Source organism: Bacillus salacetis (assembly GCF_003581585.1).
Taxonomy (GTDB): domain Bacteria; phylum Bacillota; class Bacilli; order Bacillales; family Bacillaceae_B; genus Rossellomorea; species Rossellomorea salacetis.
Genome location: NZ_QXIR01000052.1, coordinates 1 through 19,019 on the forward strand (window position 1 = coordinate 1; position 19,019 = coordinate 19,019).

Here is a 19,019-nt window from a genome sequence, read left to right on the forward strand (position 1 = left end):
CCCAGGCAGGAGGGGTTTTTTTTGGTGTTATTAATTCGACAAATACCGGGGCGTGCCTGTCACTTCAGTGGGATTTCAAACAGCCAGACCATTCCTGCCGTAATGATGGCAGAAAGTATATAGGTGACATAGGGACGGGAAAAATGAAGGCGGATCATGCTGTACATGACGATATAAAAGAACAAATCCATCCAGTATTCATACCCGTGCTGCAGGAGAAGCCGGCCGAATAGATAAAAGGGGTATTCAATAGCAAAGGAGGCAAAGGACCAAAACAAGATATATCTGCCTTTCTTTGTATTACTTGAGGAAAATGGATAAAAAGTCAGAAAAAGCAAGGTGACTGCAGGGAGATTGATGAAAGTATAAAGAATCTCCACAATGGCATGTGACTTTGGGAGAAAGTCAGGGTAATATTCCCAAAGCAATTTGTCATGGGCCAGATGGTTATACAGGAGATTACTAATAATCACATAAAAAATTGTCAGATGGTATTTACTCCATTCACGCCAGTTCCCTTTTATAGCTGCGAATAGCAGAAGAAGTGAGGTTAAGATGATATGCATGATTTCACCTGTACTTGTTTTTGAATTTATCTTTACCAATTAATTGGAAATTATGCAAGGAGGATCTCAAGCTGCTGTATCGATATGCAGTAAGCGGCCTTTGAAATCGTTACAGTATAGAAACTCTGCTTGTAAAAAGGATTAGAATCCCTTAAGATTTCATATGGTATAAAGAATAGATTAATAGGTTACATATCGAAAGGAAGTTACAAATGGCTGTAAAAATGAAAGATTCATTACCGCTTTCTCCTGCAAACGATCCGTGGGAAGCTTATATGGATGTGAAAGAGCACGGAAAAATGACATTGTCCAGTGTGGAATTCACGACAACGACACTTTGCAATATGCGCTGCAATCACTGTGCTGTTGGATATACCCTGCAGAACAAAGACCCCGAAGCGCTGCAGATGGACCTGATTTTCAAAAGGCTGGATGAAATCCCGCACTTAAGGACAATCAGCATTACGGGCGGAGAGCCGATGATGTCGAAAAAGTCGGTGGAAAATCACATTCTCCCACTGTTGAAATATGCCCGATCCAGGGGAGTGAAAACACAAATCAACTCCAACCTGACCCTTCCCTATGAGAGATACGAGCCGATTGTTCCTTATCTGGATGTCCTGCATATTTCCCACAATTGGGGAACCGTAAAGGAGTTTGCAGAAACCGGTTTTGCCAGGATGGAAAGAAAACCTTCTGAGAAGCAGAGGGAGGACTATTTCAATCGTATGGTGGAAAATTCGAAAAGACTGTCAAGTGAAGGAGTCATGGTCTCTGCTGAAACTATGTTGAACGGAAGGACGTTCCCTTACCTGGAAAAGATTCATGACCATATCATTGAAATGGGGTGTACACGCCACGAGGTGCATCCCATGTATCCAGTGGATTTCGCAAAGAATTTGGAAACATTGACACTTGATGAAATGCGCCAGGCCATAAAGCGTCTTCTTGACCACCGCAATAAAGATATCTGGATGCTGTTCGGGACATTGCCATTCTATCCTTGCAGCTCATCAGAGGACGAGCTTGAACTGTATCAGCGACTTCTGACAGAAAAGAATGTCACCGTCAGGAATGACCCCGACGGACGTTCCAGACTTAATGTCAATATTTTCTCGGGCGATATCATCGTGACCGACTTTGGCGATGAACCGGGGCTGGGCAATCTTCAGGACACTTCCCTGCCAGCTGCCTACGAACAGTGGAACCAAACGAAGACCGCCGCCTCCTTGAACTGCCATTGTTCTGCCGTCAAATGTCTTGGCCCTAATGTGCTCGTCAAAAACACATACTACCCAGATGAAGACTTCCAAACTAAAGCAGCGAAAATTGGAGGGTGACAGTCATCCCCGGTACCTTATCAAACTCAGCTATAAAAAGAGGATGGGACATGACTATTTTATTAGCGTCTATAGCCGAATGTTCATATCACTTAAGATCTAATTGAATTCAAAAAGCCGAACTAATCTAGAATGCTAAGATAGCATTTCTAAATAGTTCGGCTTTTTTAGTTACTGAAAAGCTTTTGTCCCGGCCCCTTTTATTATTTACTGTCCGACTCTTCGAATTTAGAAAGAATCTCATTCACTCTCGAAAGCAAGGTGCCGCTGAAGAGAATGGTGGCAATGAGACCGAGCAACGAGAAGAAGATCAATACAACAAAATGGTTTTCAGTCCGCATAATTGCACCTCCGAAATAGTGGATGAGGTATATTATGCCAATTCTTCTGTGCTTTTATTCCATGGAATTCCCCTTGGAAAGTTTGCTTGAGACAAAGCCATTGATATAAACCAATAAGAATATAAAAAGATATTTAAAGAAGGAGTATTGAAGCTTCCATCCATCATATTTGATTATGGAGACCCCATGCATACCCCATTCAATCAAGGTAAGGAGAAGGGAGCTGAAAATCAAAAAACAAACCTTTGTGCTGCGTGACCGGTGAACGGGAAACAAGTTCATAAAGATCAGGCAGGTCAATGGATAAAGACCCAGGCGGATGAAAAAATCGATATAGTGCACTCCGCTGTCGTTTCCATAGTAATAAAGATTATATTTTCCTTAGTAATAAAGATTATATTTTCCTTTGAACAAGGCATCAAAAGCAAGGGCGGTATATAGGGAACTGAAGATTGTTGTATACATATCAATGGCCGTAAGTTTCTTGTCAACAAGCAGATAGATGGCCAGCAAACACAAAACGAGTATAAGGAAAAATATCATCAGAATACCTCATCACTTATGCGAAATCAATTTTTTGACAATATGATAGTTGAAAAGCTGCACGATAAATAAGAGTGGATAAATAGGCACGGAATAGATTGTTTTCCAGCATGAGTAAGTGAAAAATGAGGATAGCCCGGCAGATGCCCACTCGTAAATAAGTGAGAATACTGTCCATCCCAGAATATAAAGAAGCTTCCATTTCATTTGTTTTTTAAAAGGAAAGAGATTAAGAAATAGGATGGCCACTGCAGGGTATATTCCAAGTGCCGCTGCGTAATCCATTAATTCCACTCCAGGCTTGAAGTAGGCATATAGCTTATACCTGCCCCCAAGCAATGAATCCGTAAGAAGTGCCAGATAGATTGAAAAAAGTGAACAAGAATACATTTCCAGCCGGGAAAGTTGTTTGGGGATTTTCCATGCCAGGAAAGTCCCAACCAAAATAGTACTCCACATAAATAACATATAAACCATCCTGTTTTTGTTTAGTATCACTATTAACACTGGAGTATATTCGTCTCATATTCCTTCAGTGTATTTCAGAAATCAAACAATATATTTACCTGGGTAACTATTAGTGATATACTGATTTAGGTTTATTTAGAGCGTAGGAATTGAGGTGTTGATATGGAATCTACACATGAGTTATTTCATTCGATCCATCAGCTTTCAAGGCGGCTGACTAAGCATTTGAATGAGGCGCTTGAGCCATATGGGCTCTTTAATGCGCAATGGTCTGTGCTTTTTGTTCTGCGGGAAAAAGGGACTTTGACACAAAAGGAACTGTGTGAATATCTTGCAGTTGAAGCACCGCCGATGACCCGGACTATTCAAAGGCTGTTAAAACAGGGATATATCGAACAGATTTCCTGCAAGGATGATAAACGAAAGAAGTTCATTTCCTTGACCGCTCTGGCAAAGGCTCACTTCCCGTTGTGGGAGAAGGCTGTTCTGGAGAAAAATGAAGAGCTGGTACGGGAACTTCCGGCTTCAATACGCGGAGAATTGAAGAATATCTTAACTGATTGGTTAAAACAGATTTAGAAAGAGGGAATACAGCATGAATGAAACAAGACCTCCGTTATGGACGAGGAACTTTATCGGCATCAGCATCAGTAATTTCTTTTTATTTATGACATTTTATTTTCTGCTTGTGACGGTCCCGATTTTTGTTGTGGATCATTTGGGCGGTGAAAAGTCACAGGCGGGATTGATGATCACGGTCTTCCTGATTTCGGCCATCATCATCCGCCCTTTTTCGGGGAGATGGATTGAAAGATTCGGGAGCAGAGTGATTCTTCTTTGTTCCTTATTATTATTCTTTGGCGCAACATTGCTGTACTTCCTGGCAGACAGTGTTGGAATATTGCTCGTGGTCCGGTTTTTACACGGAATAGGCTTCGGAATGGCAACTACTGCAGCAGGTTCCATAGCAGCTATGACCGTTCCGCACTCAAGACGGGGGGAAGGGATGGGCTACTTCATCCTGTCCACAAACTTTGCGATGGTCATCGGTCCATTTCTTGGGCTGACAGCCTTGCAGAACTGGGGTGTGAACGCCATGCTGCAAATAGCAGCAGGATCGGCATTCATCGGACTTTTATCCGGACTATTGATTTCCCTTAAGGAAGAGAAAAAGATGAGAGGAAATCTTCCGCCTATGAAGCTGAAAGACGCAATCTTCGAGGTGAAGGCGATTCCGATCGCTTTGACCGGTGCGTTTTTTGCGATTGTGTATTCATCGATCCTTTCCTTTGTTTCGGTTTATGCGGGGGAACTTGGACTAAGTCATGTGGCCAGCTATTTCTTTATTGTCTATGCAGTGGTTCTTTTGCTTTCCAGGCCGACTACAGGGAAATGGTATGACCTTCATGGCCCTAACTTCATCGTTTATCCTGCGATTATTTTGTTTGCAGCCGGCATGGTCATCCTCGGTACAGCGGATTCAGCCGTGATGTTCCTGACGGCGGCAGCTTTTGCAGGTCTGGGATGGGGGACCCTTTTTCCGACGTTCCAGACGATTGCAATCCAGGCATCACCTCCAAAGCGTGCAGCCATGGCGACTGCCACGTTCTTATCTGTTTTTGATATAGGAATCGGACTTGGATCCTTCCTTGTCGGGCTCGCTGCTGCAAAGGTAAGTCTCGGGGATCTCTACACATACAGTACGGGTTACGTCTTGGCGGGAATTCTTCTTTACTACTTCTTGCAGGGACGTAAGTTAAGAAAGGAAAAAAGAAAAGAAATCAATGCCGCTTAAAAAAAGTCAGCTTTCACAGCTGGCTTTTTCATTTGGTGAAAGTTACTTCCCGATATTGCTTCGAAATTGATTCTTGTTCGACATATATCGGGGAGTGACTGTCACCTGTTTAAACACCCAAAAAAATCTAGTATTTCATGAATATCCCATTTGAAAGAGGGTATAACATTAAAAGTGAAATTATAAAGGAGGTAGTTTTATTGGGTGATAAGAACAAGGATATGAAGAAATCCAATGAAAACCATGTGGATGATGATACGCTGACAACACGGCAGGGGCATCCTGTCTTTGATAACCAAAACACCCGGACCATCGGCGACCGGGGGCCGGCTACACTCGAAAATTATCATTTCATTGAAAAGATCTCCCACTTTGACAGGGAAGAAGTGCCGGAGCGTGTGGTTCACGCTCGTGGTTCAGGAGCGTTCGGCTACTTTGAGACCTATGGAAAAGCAGGGGATGAGCCAGTAGAAAAGTATACACGCGCGAAGGTCTTTTCAGGTGCTGGAAAGAAAACACCGTTGATGGTCCGTTTCTCCACTGTTGCGGGAGCCAAGGATTCACCGGAAACTGCACGTGATCCCCGCGGCTTTGCTGTAAAAATGTACACGGAAGATGGTAACTGGGATCTTGTCGGGAACAACCTGAAAATCTTCTTTATCCGTGATGCCATGAAATTCCCGGATATGATTCATGCGTTCAAAGCAGACCCGGCCTCCAATGTCCCGAATCCTGAAAGAATGTTTGATTTCGTATCCCGTACACCGGAAGCTACACATATGATCACCTTCCTGTTCTCGCCTTGGGGAATCCCAGCTACATACCGCCACATGCAGGGATCTGGTGTAAACACATACAAATGGGTAAACGCAGAAGGGAAAGCGGTTCTGGTTAAATACCATTGGGAACCGAAGCAAGGGATCCGCAACCTGACACAGGAAGAGGCCGATTCAATCCAGGCTAAGAATGTAGCCCATGCTACGCAGGATTTATATGAATCGATTGAGCGGGGCGATTATCCTGAATGGGAGCTGTTCGTCCAAATCATGGAGGATGGTTACCACGATGAACTTGACTTCGATCCCCTTGATGATACGAAGCTCTGGCCGGAAGACAAGTTCCCATGGCTGCCGGTGGGACGCATGGTCCTTGACCGTAATCCCAAGGATTTTCATGCAGAGATTGAGCAGGCCTCATTTGGTACTGGCGTTCTTGTGGACGGAATGGACTTTTCAGATGATAAAATGCTGCAAGGCCGAACATTCTCTTACTCTGATACCCAGCGTTATCGCGTGGGGGCCAACTACCTGAAACTTCCGGTCAATGCACCGAAATCACCGGTTCACACAAATCAGCAGCGAGGCCAAATGGATGTCCGTGATCCCGGCGAATCCGGAGAAAACCCACATATCAATTATGAACCGTCCATGCTTGGCGGGTTTAAAGAAGCAAGTACGGAAGGAAAGGCACCTCACCGCCCCACTTATAATGCTGCAGCGATGACGGCACCTATTGACCGTCCGAACAACTATGGCCAGGCGGGCGACACATACCGGAGCCTTGAAGACTGGGAGCGGGACGAATTAATCAAGAACCTTTCCGACGCGCTGGCGATATGCGACAAGAAAATCCAGGATGCCATGATCGACCACTTCACCCAAGCAGACAAAGACTACGGGTACCGGGTGAAGGAAGGCATTGAAGCAAAAATGAAGGAAATGAAAGAAATGAAAGATGTCGAACTGGATCAAGTCCCAGGACGTGAATCCGGAAAAACAAGATACGGCCAAGGCTCGCTGGCTGCAAATGAAGCAGCAGAAGGAGCCCCGGATAAAGGGCACAAAGCAGATCCTTATTAATGATTCAGAAACAACCCGCCAGATCACTGGCGGGTTGCTTTTAGGTTCTATAATATTTGTTGGGATTCTTACACAATTCGAATATAAAAAATGCACGAAATCATCCAGTCTTTTATACTTGAGTTGTCGAGAAACAAGTATAGATTGGAGATTCGTGCATAATGAATTCTAACATAATTTTACCTGGTTTTGAAGAAGCAATGGTTACGAAAATGGAGGAAGTGGTAGCGAGACTTTGTATTTATACAGAAATGCCGGTTACACCCCCAGTTGAAAATTCCAGCTGAAACAACGTACCTTTAGGAGGGATGATAAAGTGTTTACAATTATAAAATCATTTTATGAAGAAAAAAAGTCTGATGGAAGCTATACATTTACGGTTGGTGATACCCAAAGATTTATGGAAAAGGATATATTCCCTCAATGGAGGCCAGCAAAATCAGGAACTTTAAGCAATTACAGAGAAAAGCCAGGACGCCAGGATTCATCAGCAGGGGCGTTTTTTTAGGCTATTTTCGTAAACTTTGTTGCTATTCACTATAAATTTCAAATATAGTCCTGATAAACCGTCGTAAAAGTCCCGGTGAGCAGGGAAGAAAAGAGCTGCTCGTTCATTTTCGAGAGTAAAACCCTTGAATACAGGGGGAAAATCCGGCACCTGGGATTTTCCGAAAGCAACAATATATGCGAAAACAGCCTTTTTTTATGAGGAAATAGAGAACGGATGAATAAGAATCATCATTTGTCTTGTATCAGCTTTGAAAATGGAATATAATGGCGTAATATTCATTTTTAGGGGGGAGCCGGTTGAGACAGGAGAACGCAGTACATAGTATTTCGGAAAGCCTGAAGAAAGATGAGCTGGTACAGGCTGTCTTTTTGAAAGGATCCATGGGCAGAGGGGAAAATGACGAGCACTCGGATGTCGATCTCTATGTCCTTGTAAAAGAGGAAGATGAAGAGAGGTTCCTTGATAGAAGGGTCGATCATTTGCAAGCTTATAGGAAACTTATATTCTATGACGATATATTCATTATCGCTCCGCAGATCATTGCGGTGTATGAGGATATGCTTCATGTTGATTTGTTTACGGTCACCGAGAAGAATTTCAAGGAAAAAGACTATTTCAAGGTTGTCTATGATCCGGATAATCTTATGAAGAAGTATGAAGCCACGCAGAACTTGTTATTATCTCCAGAAGAGTTCTATGAACTGGCCATTGATGTTCCTTGGTTTCTGTTCCAATACAGGAAAGCCTATAACAGGGGAAACAGCCTATGGGGTGTGGAGGTTTTGCAGCACTGCATGTTCAAGATGGCGAAGGTGCTCCTTCACAGGTATCATCCTGAAAGGGCCCAGCTGGGAATGAAAGCATTGGGGACGCTGTTGTCTGATGAAAAGCTGAAGGAAATAGGAGCAATCTATAAACACTTGAACCCCGAGGAGCACAAAAAGGCAGCAGACCTCATTGTTGAGATGTATTCCAAGGAATTAAGCTGGATCGAGAAGAATCTTCCTGATGACAAATCTGTATTATTTTTCAGGAAGATGGCGGAAATAATAGATTAAAAGGGAGGAGCCTTATCAAAGGGCTTCTCTTTAAAATTGAAAATACTACTGAAATTTTAAAAAAGATGAAACTTTCAGAGGGGGAAATCCGTGAATTAGTAATAAGATGTTTTATGACTTTACCACCAAAGGGGGAATGGATGAATGTTAAACTTGCTTTTTGGATTTATTTTCATATCCGGCATCTATTATTTGGTCCGTTACCGCCTCAATTTAAGGAAAGCGGCCGAATCGGCACCGGCTGCAGTGTATCCGCAGAGCAAGGAGGAGTTCTCAGGAATCCTCCTTCCGGGAGAGTGGCTGGAAATGGAGCCGCTCAACAAAGAATCAAAATCCTATCGAGTAGTTAACTGGGGGACTTATGCAGCTCTGGCCTTACTGTTCAGCCTGTTAGGTGTCGTCCTTGCTACAGACTGGCTGGATACCCAGTTCATAATGGTTTCCTATCTGTTCTTCATCATTCTGAGTGCCATCCGGCATAGAGGGAATTTTTTTATATTGCCTAATGGGGTCATTTTGAACGCAAGGTACTATCCCTTCTCTGATATTAAAGTCTACGAAACAGAGAGAATCGTCCGCTGGCATGAACTCTATGGTCTTGATGAACGGGCTGACAATGGTTATAAACTGGCCTTTAAAATCAAAAACAAATGGCTCCAGCCCCATTACGTAGTCATCCAGCATAAGGAACAGCTCGATAAGGTCACCGCCCTGCTAAAAAGAAAGGGTGTTACCGGGGTGGAGAACGAGGTTCCTTATGAGTGACAGTCACTACCCGATTTTTGTCGAATCGTGAAAAGGAGAGAGAGAAATTGAATGAAATTGTTTGGACCGTCCTTTTACTTGCGAGCTTGATGGTGTCAGGGATTTATGTGTACAGAAAGAGAAAGGCTGCTGGCATAACAGGGTTCAAAACGGCCCTGACTTCGATTTGTTTTTACCTGATTGCCGTGGTGAATCTGCTTGCGTTTTGGTTTGATTTCATTGGTTTGATCAGCTGGGCCCTCACGTTAATCCTCTTGATTGCAGGAGCCTATTTTACTAAGTATCTCCCTCCGCAGCAGACCGAGGCGAAGTGATCAGGCTTGTATTCTAATATGGGAGCAGGATTCGGACAGAAATCGGTCAGTGTGGCGGAAAAGAGTCCAAATCCCGGGTGGATTCGGACAGAAATCGGTCAGTGTGGCAGAAAAGAGTCCAAATCCCGGGCGGATTCGGACAGAAACCCGACGGTGTGGTGAAAAAGAGTCCGAATCCGGGGTGAATTCGGACAGAAATCCGGCGGAGTGGCAGAAAAGAGTCCGAATCCCGGGTGGATTCGGACAGAAATCCGACGTTGTGGTGAAAAAGAGTCCGAATCCGGGGTGGATTCGGACAGAAATCGGTCAGTGTGGCGGAAAAGAGTCCAAATCCCGGGCGGATTCGGACAGAAATCTGGCGGAGTGGAGAAAAAGAGTCCGAATCCGGGATGGATTCGGACAGAAATCGGTCAGTGTGGCAGAAAAGAGTCCGAATCCGGGGTGAATTCGGACAGAAATCCGGCGGAGTGGCAGAAAAGAGTCCGAATCCGGGGTGGATTCGGACAGAAATCGGTCAGTGTGGCAGAAATGAGTCCGAATCCGGGGTGAATTCGGACAGAAATCCGGCGGAGTGGCAGAAAAGAGTCCGAATCCGGGGTGAATTCGGACAGAAATCGGTCAGTGTGGCAGAAAAGAGTCCGAATCCGGGGTGAATTCGGACAGAAATCGGTCAGTGTGGCAGAAAAGAGTCCGAATCCCGCCGGAGGGGGAAAATCCCGACAGAAATCACATGGACAGCAAAAATTGCCTGAATCACAATCACATTCACCCGCTACCCGCGACAGCATTGCATATTTTACCAATTACCTATATAATATTTTATGAATACATAGTCGAAAGGAGGTTCACCCTGTGATGAATGGTATCCCTGTAAGTAAAACCGCAATGAAAATTTTTGATCTTCTTCTTTTTAACGGGATAAGTCTGTCCGTTTTTAAGTGGAATTCAATAGTTTCATTGCATACCGCACAGGGTGAGCTTATTATAGACGTTTCTTCGTAAGGGTCGATCCGGAGGAAACTTAAAAGCCGAAAGACACCTATCGTGGGGTAGGTGTCTTTTTTATGCCCAAATAGACAAACAGGGATACCGCCTTAAAACATCAAACAGGGGGACCGGTGACAGGAGGAAAAAGGTTATGAAAATGAGTTTATCAATTTTTAAGAATAGAAGCTTCTTGTTTTATTGGATCAGTACGTGGATATCTTCCATTGGAGATTCCGTTTTTGTCATAGCGCTGACATGGTTTCTGGTTGAGGAGACCCATTCACCGTCAGTGGTAGGGACATATCTGTTTATTTTAGGAACAGCGAAGATATTGTTTGTCCTGGTCGGAGGGGTGATTGTCGACCGCATTGATCCAAAGAAACTGCTTATTCATTCTAATCTGCTGAGAGCTGTAATAATATTGCTCGCCTTGGGTGTGTTATTTGTAAATAAAGAAGCATACTGGATTTTCTATATTATCGGAGCAATATTTGGGATGGTAGATTCAATCGCAGAGCCGGCGGGAATATCCTTCAGGACACGAATCATTGAGAAGGAACATTACACTCAGTCAATGGGACTTTTAATGACAGCAGGAAATGTGTCTGCCGTCATCGGACCAATGATAGGAGCCGGGCTCGTAGCGGTTGGCAGCACACATTTTGCCATCATGGTAAACGCAGTTACATTCCTGATTTCTACGCTGCTGCTTCTTCTTGTCAAAACGGAAGAATCAGATGAGGCAGAGGCAGTTAACGAAACCATGTGGAAAAGTGTGAAAAGTGGGTTTCATTACTTTCTGACGACTCCCATCATTATGATAATGGCTGTTTTTGCTTTTTTTGCCAACGCAGCCGTGGGAGCGGCACTTATCAGTATCCCGTTTTTAGCAGAGGACCTTGCCTTTGGTGTTAAAGGTTTTGGATTAATGAACACAGCCATTGGCGCTGGCAGTGTTATTGGCGCGGTATTGTTTTCTGTCATTTCCATAAAAAATCCAAAGCCTTATATGACTCTGTTGACCTGCTTTCTGCAAGGCGCCTTCATCATGCTGATCGGTTTTACAGGGAATCTTTGGGTGATCATCACGTTGATTGCCATCATGGGTCTGCATGAGACTGCTGTCAATGTCATAGCGCCGAGCGTGAACCATACTATTATCCCTCAAAGGATTTTTGGAAGGGTCATCAGCGTCATGATTCTCGTTATGTCTGGATCGATTCCCATCGCCCAGGCAGCAGCTGGGTGGCTGATGGAGTGGACTTCCCCGCAGGAAATTTTCGTTTTCGGTGGGATTGTTGAGATGGGCGCAGCTTTGCTGACATTTTCACTTCCGTTTGTTCGAAATTATGGAAGGAGTCACGTGGTTTCTGCAGAACAATAGAATTGCGGTACCTGTCAGAGGTGAGCAATTGCTGACAGGTGTGTGGGTAGGCAGGATGCTAAACTGAAGAAGCAAGGGGGAGCTGGGATGGAAATACTTCTTAGGATGAATGAGTGTATCGGCCATATTGAAGATCATCTTCAAAATACAATCGAGGTGGAGGAGCTTGCGCAATTCACATATAGCAGCAAATTTCATTTTCAAAGAATGTTCAGCATGCTGACAGGCTTTACAGTGGCAGAGTATATAAGGAAGCGCAGGTTGACTCTGGCTGCACAGGAGCTTTCCAATATGGACGCAAAGGTGATTGATGTCGCCCTTCGTTATGGCTATGAAACACCGGAGTCTTTTTCCAAAGCATTCAAAAAAGCTCATGGCATTCCACCATCTCAGGTGAGGGGGAAGGGAGTCTCCTTAAAGGCGTTCCCCCGAATCTCATTTCAAATTCAACTAAAAGGAGAGAAGGAAATGAATTACAGGATTGTTGAAAAAGAAAGCTTTAAGGTTACTGGAATCGGGAAAAGGATATCGATGTCGAATGGTGAAAACCATAAAGAAATCCCAAAGTTATGGGATGAAGTAAATGGAAGAGGCCTGGACAGGGAAATAGTTGAGGCGGCAGGGGCAAACGATCTCCTCGGTATATGTATGGAGTTTGATCATGCCAGCGAAAAGTTCACTTATTTCATCGGAGCAGAGACAGTTAAAGGCCAAGGGGAATTTGACGTGAAAGAAATTCCTTCTGCCACATATGCCGTTTTTGAATCAATTGGTGCAATGCCTCACGCAATCCAGGATGTATGGCAGCGGATTTTCTCTGAGTGGTTTCCATCCACAGGTTATGAGCATGGAGGAGGACCTGAATTCGAATTATACCCTCCTGGCGACGTGAACAGCGAAGATTACCGTTGTGAAGTCTGGATTCCCATCAAGAAAAAATAGAAGGGTGTTTTCGTATATATTGTTGCTTTTGGGAAAATCCCAGGTGGCGGATTTTTCCCCTGTATTCAAAGGTTTTTCTCTCGAAAAAGAACGAGCAGCTCTTTTCTTTCCTGCTTACAGGGGTTTTTACGACGATTTACCAGGATATTATTTGAAATTTATATTGAATAGCAACAAAGTTTACGAAAAGAAATAAAAAAAGGCTTCTCGAAAGGGGGTAACCCTTAAGAGTAGCCTTTCTTTATTGATTTCTGCGCTGGACCGGATGTCATGCTCTTGACCTATACCGTTTTACCAGTAAATATTTCTGCATACCTTTTGTCAGCTCTATCGCCTTCTCTACATGAGTTTTGGCAGCATCCACCTGTCCCTTTTTAAGATGCAATTCCGCCTTTACTGTTTCCTTCATCCACTCCTTCTGAAGCGAGTGAATCATATCTCCAGCATCCTCCAGCTTTCCTTCCTCGATCTTCAACAGGGCTTCATAATAATGGCGGACGGAAAGGTCTTTGATAAGGAGAATGCTTTCCCTGGCATCGGCCAGGGTATCTTGGTGGGCTGCATGGGCTGCTGTAAAGACTGCTGCCAACTGTGGTGATTTATATTTCTTTTGTAAAATAAGCAGGGCTTTATCCATTTCCACGTCATCTGAATTGGCAAGACTGTAGTAAAAATGGAGGATGGGCTGCCTTGCCCGCTCCTGCAAATATTTCCCGATGCTTTCTATATCGCTGGAAAAATAGATGTACCAGACAAACGGAATATAGACGATGAGAGTCACTGATAAAAAAATCATGATGGCAGTCATCCAAAATGGGATCTGCCAGATGGCTGTCAAAATTCCCAGCAGGACAGCCAGGGTGATGATAAGAATGTATTGCTTCTTGGAAAGCATGACATTGTTCCTCCGCTCCTGTAATTTCCAGATTATTATACTGAAAAAATCACGGACGGGATATAAAATTCATTACAATTTGTTTATTTTTAACAATATGATTTAGTCGAGTACCTGTATTTTTATCTTTCGTCCATATGGTGTTGGAAAAGACCTTATTTTAATGCACCATTCCCACCTTGTCAGTCAATGATGCCTGAATAAACCCAGTTTAACGGCATCATGGCAGTGCGAAATCTGAATGATGTTTCAAACAAACACTGAACGAAAAGGTAATTCTAAGGCGCCTGGTCGTGAGGTTCCAAGCCAGGCTGCTCAATCGGATTTCTTTATTTCTTGGCTGCTTTCCTTTATTCTAAGGGAAAAGTTTTTGGCAAAAGAGGGCTGACTATGAAACAAATCTACAGTGATATCATACAGTTTCGCGGAACACACTATGACTTTGGATATATGCAAGGCGAGAGGATAAAAGACTCCCTGACTGTAATAAACAGGGAAAATCAGTGGAAAGTCCGTAAACCCCGTTTCACAGTGGGGGTTGAAGAAGTGAAACAAGCTGTGACAAAATTTGCGCCAGGTGTCTGGGAAGAACTGCTGGGATTGCAGGAAGCACTTCAATGGCCGATGGAAAGGGTTTTGAAGGAGTTCGGAGGTTACCGGGTTGATTACGTGAAATCAGGCTGTTCAATCATGACGGGTGAGGATTATCTCATCCGGAATTATGATTACCATCCGAAAACCTATGAAGGACGCTACACCTTTTACCAGCCTACTGATAATCAAGGGTATGCCATCATAGGACCGAGCCAGCGGGTGACAGGAAGAATGGATGGGATGAATGAAAAAGGCTTGTCTGTCGGATACAACTTCATGCATCGAAAGAATCCGGGAGAGGGGTTCATCTGCTGTATGATCGGCAGGTTGATTCTTGAATCATGTGCAAATACCGAAGAGGCGGTCTCCATGCTGAAAGAAATTCCGCACCGCCATTCCTTCAGCTATATCGTTCATGATACGAGAGGTGAAACCTTCGTTGTGGAGACATCGCCGCGTGGTGTACACGTCCGGCAGTCCAATGCCTGCACGAACCACTTTGAAATCATGCAGGAGGAAAACCGCAATCACTTGGTTGATTCCAAACGCCGGCTCGAGATCATCCAGCAGAAACAGGATAATGTCACTAATGCATCCGAGGCATTCCGCCTGCTGAATGACAGTGATAAAGGAATCTTTTCCGACCTCTATGGGAGCTGGGCGGGAACGATCCATACTTCGGCTTATTTTCCGAGGGAACTTAAGGCGTGGTTCGCCATTGGCGGTGACCGCGAACCAGTAGAGTTTGATTTCAGGAAGTGGCTGAAAGGCGAAGATATCGAGCTCGGCCGGATTACCGGGGAAGTTGATACAGACATTCCCTTTGTCCATATGGATGAAAATGCAGATTGGAGCAAGAGGAAATGAAGCATTGGAAAATCAGTCTTATCGGCTGATTTTTTTTTTGTGTGTGAAGAAGAATAGCAAAATACAGAATTCGAACATCTGTAGGCTGCAGTCATCTTTCTATGGTTCATCGGTGATTTCAAGAAAACTTCAACAAGCATTCAAGAAGCAAGGTATTTCCGGACTTCGGCGGAATTAAAAGGGGTTACTTTCTTGGAACGGTTTTTCGAGAAGGTTAATCAATAATTTAAGAGAATTGGAAGGATTAGGCCTTTCCTTTTCTCCTGTAAGATAAATCTTAGGAAATAAAGACCTTTTTAATAAAGTATAATGAATCCATGCGATCTCAATACGGGAATGGAGGATCAATCAGTGAAAGATATTTCATCGGAAAAACAAATCGTCAAGGTTTTGGAATACATAGAAGACCGTTTGAGTGAAGAATTGAATCTGGAGCATCTGGCAGGCATAGCAGATTACTCACCGTATCATTTCCAAAGGCTATTCAAGAAGGTCCTGGGGGAAACGCCTGCCGGATATGTAAAAAGGCTGCGGCTCGAAAATGCGGCGCATAAGCTGATCTATGAATCCGGGAGCACGGTTACAGAAATAGCCTTAACCTGCGGCTTTTCTTCGCTCTCTTATTTCACCTATTCTTTCAATGAAAATTTTGGAATCAGTCCTAAGGCATGGAGGGAGGGGGGATATCTGGAGCTTTTTCCGCGCGAGTATCTAGATAGCAAGAATTCTAAAGTCATTCGCAATAATACGAAAGAAAATCCTCAGGGACAGGGATATACTGATTTTACATGGCTGGACCTGGACAGGGTGAAAGTCGTTACCATCCCAGGTGGACGCACGATAAATAGATATCACATTGGATCCTATATTGAGGGGATTCCTTCAGTTTGGGAAGACCTGTATTCCTGGTCCGATTCCAGAGGGCTCCTTAGGGATGACACGATGATGATTGGTGTTCCAAGGAGTAATCCGTATATCACTCCTCCTGAAAAAAGCCGGTATGACTGCATGGTGTCCGTCCCATATTCTGAAATCAAAGACAGCGGGGAAGAGACCGTCCCTCTGAAAGGCGGCCTTCATGTCATATATGAGTTTGAGGAACCGGTTTTATATCAGGAGAGGGGGAAGTTGATTGAATGCTACTCCGAACTTTACAGCTACTGGCTCCCGAAGTCCGGATATAAATATTTGAGCAATCCTGTCGAGTTCATCGATTTAAATAGAGGGAATGCCTTCGACTTTTCCTGCAGGATCCGCGCTATTGGTCTGGCCATAGAACCAAAATGAAGTTAGGGAGGTAGAAAGATTTGTTTGATGCAGGAGAATTGTCTTTCATGGGGATACTGATCGGCGGTATCGTCTATGTAGTGTACGGAGCTGTATATTATTCCTTTACAGTAGGGAAGAAAAAGAGTGAAGGGGACGGGCAGAGTACAGGACCAGCTAAATATATCCTGTCGGTGATTCTGGCATTTATCAGTTCATTTTTTGTTGGTGTATTTGTCCATTCCCTCGATGCAGCAGGTTTGATTGGCGGTGGAGCCATTGGACTGGCTATCGGCATGCTTGTGACTTTGCTTTACTTGAAAAATAGCCTTTTTGGTTTGATATCCAAAAAATCATTTAGTATAGCTGCGGGAGATCACCTTGTGATTTTTACATTGCTTGGTATCCTGCATGGGTTCTTTCAATAGTGCTTTCTGAGAGGCTGGGACAAAAGCTTTTCAGCAACTAAAAAGCCAGACTATTTTAAAAATGCTATCTCAGCATTCTAGAATAGTTCGGCTTTTTGAATTTAATTAGATCTAAAGTGAAATTAGCATTCGACTTTGGATGCTGACAAATTAGTTGTCCCAGCCCCTTTTTTCTTATTAATAGGCTGTTTTCGCATATATAGTCGCTTTCGGAAAATCCCAGGTGCCGGATTTTTCCCCTGCAGTCTTTTCCTCAAAAAAGGGAAAAAAGCTCTTTTCTGTGAATTACCAGTAAATTCATTTTGTGATAGATATTAAATTTCAACAAAGTTTACGAAAGGGCATTATTATATAATCAAATCAAATAATTTACCCAAACTATAAAAAAGATAAACCTTTTTGTGATCCAAACGAACTTTTTCTTCGTTAGCTAAGTAATCAATTGAGTTGCAGCAGCTTGTTGGGTATCCTTAAATCAACGTCAAATATAAATAGAAGGAGCGTTTTATGCCAGAAGAACTTAAGGATATTGATCTTTATCAACAGATTTTACAGAACAAAGATTCCTCTGCATTGCGGAAGCTTTATCAAAAATATGAAAAATTGGTATACTCGTTTTCATACAAGATGACAGGAGATAAGGAAATCGCAGAAGAAGTCATCCAGGAGGTTTTTCTCAAGCTTTGGAAGAAGCATGCTCCCTATGATGACAGCAAAGGAAAATTTTCATCCTGGCTTTTGACGATGACACGGAATACCAGCCTTGACGCTATACGCAAACGAAACAGGCATGAGTCTGTCGAATATATCGAAAAGGATTCAATGAGGGTGACTCACGAAACGCCGGAGGATATCCTTGAGTGGAAAGAAAAAGGCAGTGCAGTCCGGGAGTGCATCAAGCTGCTGAAAAAAGATCAGCAGCAGATGGTCTATCTTTCTTATTATAAAGGAAAGACGCAGCAGGCTATTTCAAAATCGACCGATACCCCGCTCGGTACAGTGAAAGGAAGAATAAGATTGGCTTTAAAACATCTACACCAATGTCTCCAAGGGAAGGGAGGGGATTTTAAGTGACAGAACAACAATGCGATCAATTGCTGGATTATTACAATGGACATTTAACAGATCTTGATAAGGCACGTTTTGAAAAGCATTTGGCAGACTGCAGTGAATGCAGGGAAGAACTTCAGCAGCTTCGTGAACTTGAAGATTATCTTCCGTATGCATCTGAACCTGTAGCTCCCCCTCCTGGAATGGAAGACAGGGTGTTCGCCGGTATATTGAAGGATGAGGATCAAAACAGTGAGTCTTCCCATCCTGCCGCCCGAAAAAGAAATAAGTGGCTGCTTCCTTCTGCAGCAGCTCTGCTGGCAGTGTCCCTTCTTGGGAATGCATATTTCCTCACCCAGATGGATGAGCAGCGGGATATTGCAGAAGTGGAGGATTCAATTGACCAAGTGATGAAATATGCTGAGCTGGCTGCGGTAGAAGGCAGTGCCAGGGGAACAGCCAGTATCATAAAGCAGGGAGAGGAAACCAAACTTGTCGTCCAGGCTTCAGAACTGCAGCAATTAAAAAATGATGAAGTGTACCAGGTTTGGCTGATCAAGGATGAGAAACCCGAACGGGCCGGTACCTTTACGATAGAAGATGGAAAAGGTTCAGTCGTCTTCAACTTCAATGAAAACTATGAGAACACCGACTGGGATATGGTGGCGGTTTCTCATGAACCAGATCCTGACAGCCAGCTGCCTCAAGGAGAAGTTATCCTGGCATCAGAACTATAGTGGATCATAGCAGAAGGCTGTTTTCGCATATATTGCTGCTTTCGGGACAAAGGTTATAATCTCGAAAAAGAAGAACGAGCAGCTCTTTTCTTTCCTTCTCACCGGGGGTTTTTACGATGATATACCAGGATATTAGTTGAAATTTATATTGAATAGCAGCAAAGTTTACGAAAAGAGCCTTGCAGAAACACAGATAAATAAAATATTTATTAGTGAAAGAACGAAATCAATTATGATTTCGTTCTTTTTATTGTGCGCCTGGCATGGGTGCAATCTATAGGGTGAAAGTCCCGAACTGTGAAGGCAGAT

At 43.6% G+C, this 19,019-nt stretch carries 22 protein-coding genes and 1 pseudogene; 17 read left to right on the plus strand and 6 right to left on the minus strand.

Annotated features, from left to right (window positions below):
* Window positions 1-59: 59 nt before the first annotated feature.
* Window positions 60-605 carry a CBO0543 family protein gene (locus D3H55_RS22650; protein ID WP_168413229.1) on the minus strand — a complete coding sequence of 182 codons (546 nt, stop codon included), beginning with the start codon at window positions 603-605 and terminating at the stop codon, window positions 60-62.
* Between the two features lie 173 nt (window positions 606-778).
* Here D3H55_RS22650 and yfkAB point away from each other — a divergent pair, with 173 nt between their 5' ends.
* Complete coding sequence (yfkAB, locus tag D3H55_RS22655) at window positions 779-1,906, plus strand: radical SAM/CxCxxxxC motif protein YfkAB (RefSeq protein ID WP_119549593.1); 1,128 nt, start codon at window positions 779-781, stop codon at window positions 1,904-1,906.
* A gap of 203 nt (window positions 1,907-2,109) precedes the next feature.
* On the opposite strand, the gene D3H55_RS24655 is transcribed toward yfkAB, so the two are convergent.
* The 4 genes and pseudogenes from D3H55_RS24655 to D3H55_RS22665 all read right to left on the minus strand — a co-directional run bounded on the left by D3H55_RS24655 (window position 2,110) and on the right by D3H55_RS22665 (window position 3,258).
* Window positions 2,110-2,247 (minus strand): hypothetical protein, encoded by a 138-nt coding sequence (locus tag D3H55_RS24655; protein ID WP_168413230.1) that lies wholly within the window; start codon window positions 2,245-2,247, stop codon window positions 2,110-2,112.
* Between the two features lie 54 nt (window positions 2,248-2,301).
* Window positions 2,302-2,607: pseudogene (locus D3H55_RS25520) on the minus strand (CBO0543 family protein); the annotation flags it as partial.
* Window positions 2,608-2,628: 21 nt separating this feature from the next.
* On the minus strand, window positions 2,629-2,790 hold the full coding sequence (locus tag D3H55_RS24660; protein WP_168413231.1) for a hypothetical protein: 162 nt from the start codon (window positions 2,788-2,790) through the stop codon (window positions 2,629-2,631).
* A gap of 12 nt (window positions 2,791-2,802) precedes the next feature.
* Window positions 2,803-3,258, minus strand: coding sequence for a CBO0543 family protein (locus tag D3H55_RS22665; protein WP_119549595.1), 456 nt, complete (start codon window positions 3,256-3,258; stop codon window positions 2,803-2,805).
* 162 nt (window positions 3,259-3,420) lie between these two features.
* Between D3H55_RS22665 and D3H55_RS22670 the strand changes: the two genes are divergently transcribed.
* From D3H55_RS22670 to D3H55_RS22720, 11 genes are all read left to right on the plus strand, one after another.
* Window positions 3,421-3,837, plus strand: coding sequence for a MarR family winged helix-turn-helix transcriptional regulator (locus D3H55_RS22670; RefSeq protein WP_119549596.1), 417 nt, complete (start codon window positions 3,421-3,423; stop codon window positions 3,835-3,837).
* Window positions 3,838-3,853: 16 nt separating this feature from the next.
* Window positions 3,854-5,053 (plus strand): MFS transporter, encoded by a 1,200-nt coding sequence (locus tag D3H55_RS22675; protein WP_119549597.1) that lies wholly within the window; start codon window positions 3,854-3,856, stop codon window positions 5,051-5,053.
* A gap of 221 nt (window positions 5,054-5,274) precedes the next feature.
* Complete coding sequence (locus D3H55_RS22680; protein WP_119549609.1) at window positions 5,275-6,912, plus strand: catalase; 1,638 nt, start codon at window positions 5,275-5,277, stop codon at window positions 6,910-6,912.
* A 316-nt stretch (window positions 6,913-7,228) separates the two neighbouring features.
* Window positions 7,229-7,420 carry a hypothetical protein gene (locus D3H55_RS22685; protein ID WP_119549598.1) on the plus strand — a complete coding sequence of 64 codons (192 nt, stop codon included), beginning with the start codon at window positions 7,229-7,231 and terminating at the stop codon, window positions 7,418-7,420.
* A 299-nt stretch (window positions 7,421-7,719) separates the two neighbouring features.
* A complete protein-coding gene (locus D3H55_RS22690; protein ID WP_119549599.1) occupies window positions 7,720-8,481 on the plus strand; it encodes a nucleotidyltransferase domain-containing protein in 762 nt (253 codons plus the stop codon).
* A gap of 144 nt (window positions 8,482-8,625) precedes the next feature.
* Window positions 8,626-9,246 carry a hypothetical protein gene (locus D3H55_RS22695; RefSeq protein ID WP_119549600.1) on the plus strand — a complete coding sequence of 207 codons (621 nt, stop codon included), beginning with the start codon at window positions 8,626-8,628 and terminating at the stop codon, window positions 9,244-9,246.
* A gap of 47 nt (window positions 9,247-9,293) precedes the next feature.
* Window positions 9,294-9,560 (plus strand): hypothetical protein, encoded by a 267-nt coding sequence (locus D3H55_RS22700; protein ID WP_240628758.1) that lies wholly within the window; start codon window positions 9,294-9,296, stop codon window positions 9,558-9,560.
* Between the two features lie 49 nt (window positions 9,561-9,609).
* Window positions 9,610-10,005, plus strand: a complete 396-nt coding sequence (locus D3H55_RS22705; RefSeq protein WP_119549601.1) for a hypothetical protein — start codon at window positions 9,610-9,612, stop codon at window positions 10,003-10,005.
* Window positions 9,974-10,213, plus strand: coding sequence for a hypothetical protein (locus D3H55_RS24665; protein WP_119549602.1), 240 nt, complete (start codon window positions 9,974-9,976; stop codon window positions 10,211-10,213). The genes D3H55_RS22705 and D3H55_RS24665 overlap by 32 nt, the downstream gene beginning before the upstream one ends.
* A gap of 485 nt (window positions 10,214-10,698) precedes the next feature.
* Entirely contained in the window at window positions 10,699-11,931 is a 1,233-nt protein-coding gene (locus tag D3H55_RS22715) for an MFS transporter (protein ID WP_119549603.1), read from the plus strand.
* An 87-nt stretch (window positions 11,932-12,018) separates the two neighbouring features.
* Window positions 12,019-12,873, plus strand: a complete 855-nt coding sequence (locus D3H55_RS22720; protein ID WP_119549604.1) for an AraC family transcriptional regulator — start codon at window positions 12,019-12,021, stop codon at window positions 12,871-12,873.
* Window positions 12,874-13,141: 268 nt separating this feature from the next.
* On the opposite strand, the gene D3H55_RS22725 is transcribed toward D3H55_RS22720, so the two are convergent.
* Window positions 13,142-13,768, minus strand: coding sequence for a hypothetical protein (locus tag D3H55_RS22725; RefSeq protein WP_119549605.1), 627 nt, complete (start codon window positions 13,766-13,768; stop codon window positions 13,142-13,144).
* A 390-nt stretch (window positions 13,769-14,158) separates the two neighbouring features.
* On the opposite strand from D3H55_RS22725, the gene D3H55_RS22730 reads away from it, so the two are divergent.
* From D3H55_RS22730 to D3H55_RS22750, 5 genes are all read left to right on the plus strand, one after another.
* Entirely contained in the window at window positions 14,159-15,229 is a 1,071-nt protein-coding gene (locus D3H55_RS22730) for a C45 family autoproteolytic acyltransferase/hydrolase (protein ID WP_119549606.1), read from the plus strand.
* Between the two features lie 351 nt (window positions 15,230-15,580).
* Window positions 15,581-16,516 carry an AraC family transcriptional regulator gene (locus D3H55_RS22735; protein ID WP_240628759.1) on the plus strand — a complete coding sequence of 312 codons (936 nt, stop codon included), beginning with the start codon at window positions 15,581-15,583 and terminating at the stop codon, window positions 16,514-16,516.
* 20 nt (window positions 16,517-16,536) lie between these two features.
* Window positions 16,537-16,923, plus strand: a complete 387-nt coding sequence (locus D3H55_RS22740) for a DUF1761 family protein (protein ID WP_240628760.1) — start codon at window positions 16,537-16,539, stop codon at window positions 16,921-16,923.
* Between the two features lie 507 nt (window positions 16,924-17,430).
* Entirely contained in the window at window positions 17,431-17,997 is a 567-nt protein-coding gene (locus tag D3H55_RS22745) for an RNA polymerase sigma factor (RefSeq protein WP_119549607.1), read from the plus strand.
* Complete coding sequence (locus D3H55_RS22750) at window positions 17,994-18,710, plus strand: anti-sigma factor (RefSeq protein WP_119549608.1); 717 nt, start codon at window positions 17,994-17,996, stop codon at window positions 18,708-18,710. Before D3H55_RS22745 ends, D3H55_RS22750 begins: the two co-directional genes overlap by 4 nt.
* Window positions 18,711-19,019 lie beyond the last annotated feature (309 nt).

Bases quoted from the DNA above. Each gene is read 5' to 3' on its own strand.
- yfkAB (WP_119549593.1), top strand. From the start codon at position 779: ATGGCTGTAAAAATGAAAGATTCATTACCGCTTTCTCCTGCAAACGAT.
- D3H55_RS24655 (WP_168413230.1), bottom strand. From the start codon at position 2,247: ATGCGGACTGAAAACCATTTTGTTGTATTGATCTTCTTCTCGTTGCTC.
- D3H55_RS24660 (WP_168413231.1), bottom strand. From the start codon at position 2,790: ATGATATTTTTCCTTATACTCGTTTTGTGTTTGCTGGCCATCTATCTG.
- D3H55_RS22665 (WP_119549595.1), bottom strand. From the start codon at position 3,258: ATGTTATTTATGTGGAGTACTATTTTGGTTGGGACTTTCCTGGCATGG.
- D3H55_RS22670 (WP_119549596.1), top strand. From the start codon at position 3,421: ATGGAATCTACACATGAGTTATTTCATTCGATCCATCAGCTTTCAAGG.
- D3H55_RS22675 (WP_119549597.1), top strand. From the start codon at position 3,854: ATGAATGAAACAAGACCTCCGTTATGGACGAGGAACTTTATCGGCATC.
- D3H55_RS22680 (WP_119549609.1), top strand. From the start codon at position 5,275: ATGAAGAAATCCAATGAAAACCATGTGGATGATGATACGCTGACAACA.
- D3H55_RS22695 (WP_119549600.1), top strand. From the start codon at position 8,626: ATGTTAAACTTGCTTTTTGGATTTATTTTCATATCCGGCATCTATTAT.
- D3H55_RS22715 (WP_119549603.1), top strand. From the start codon at position 10,699: ATGAAAATGAGTTTATCAATTTTTAAGAATAGAAGCTTCTTGTTTTAT.
- D3H55_RS22720 (WP_119549604.1), top strand. From the start codon at position 12,019: ATGGAAATACTTCTTAGGATGAATGAGTGTATCGGCCATATTGAAGAT.
- D3H55_RS22725 (WP_119549605.1), bottom strand. From the start codon at position 13,768: ATGCTTTCCAAGAAGCAATACATTCTTATCATCACCCTGGCTGTCCTG.
- D3H55_RS22730 (WP_119549606.1), top strand. From the start codon at position 14,159: ATGAAACAAATCTACAGTGATATCATACAGTTTCGCGGAACACACTAT.
- D3H55_RS22745 (WP_119549607.1), top strand. From the start codon at position 17,431: ATGCCAGAAGAACTTAAGGATATTGATCTTTATCAACAGATTTTACAG.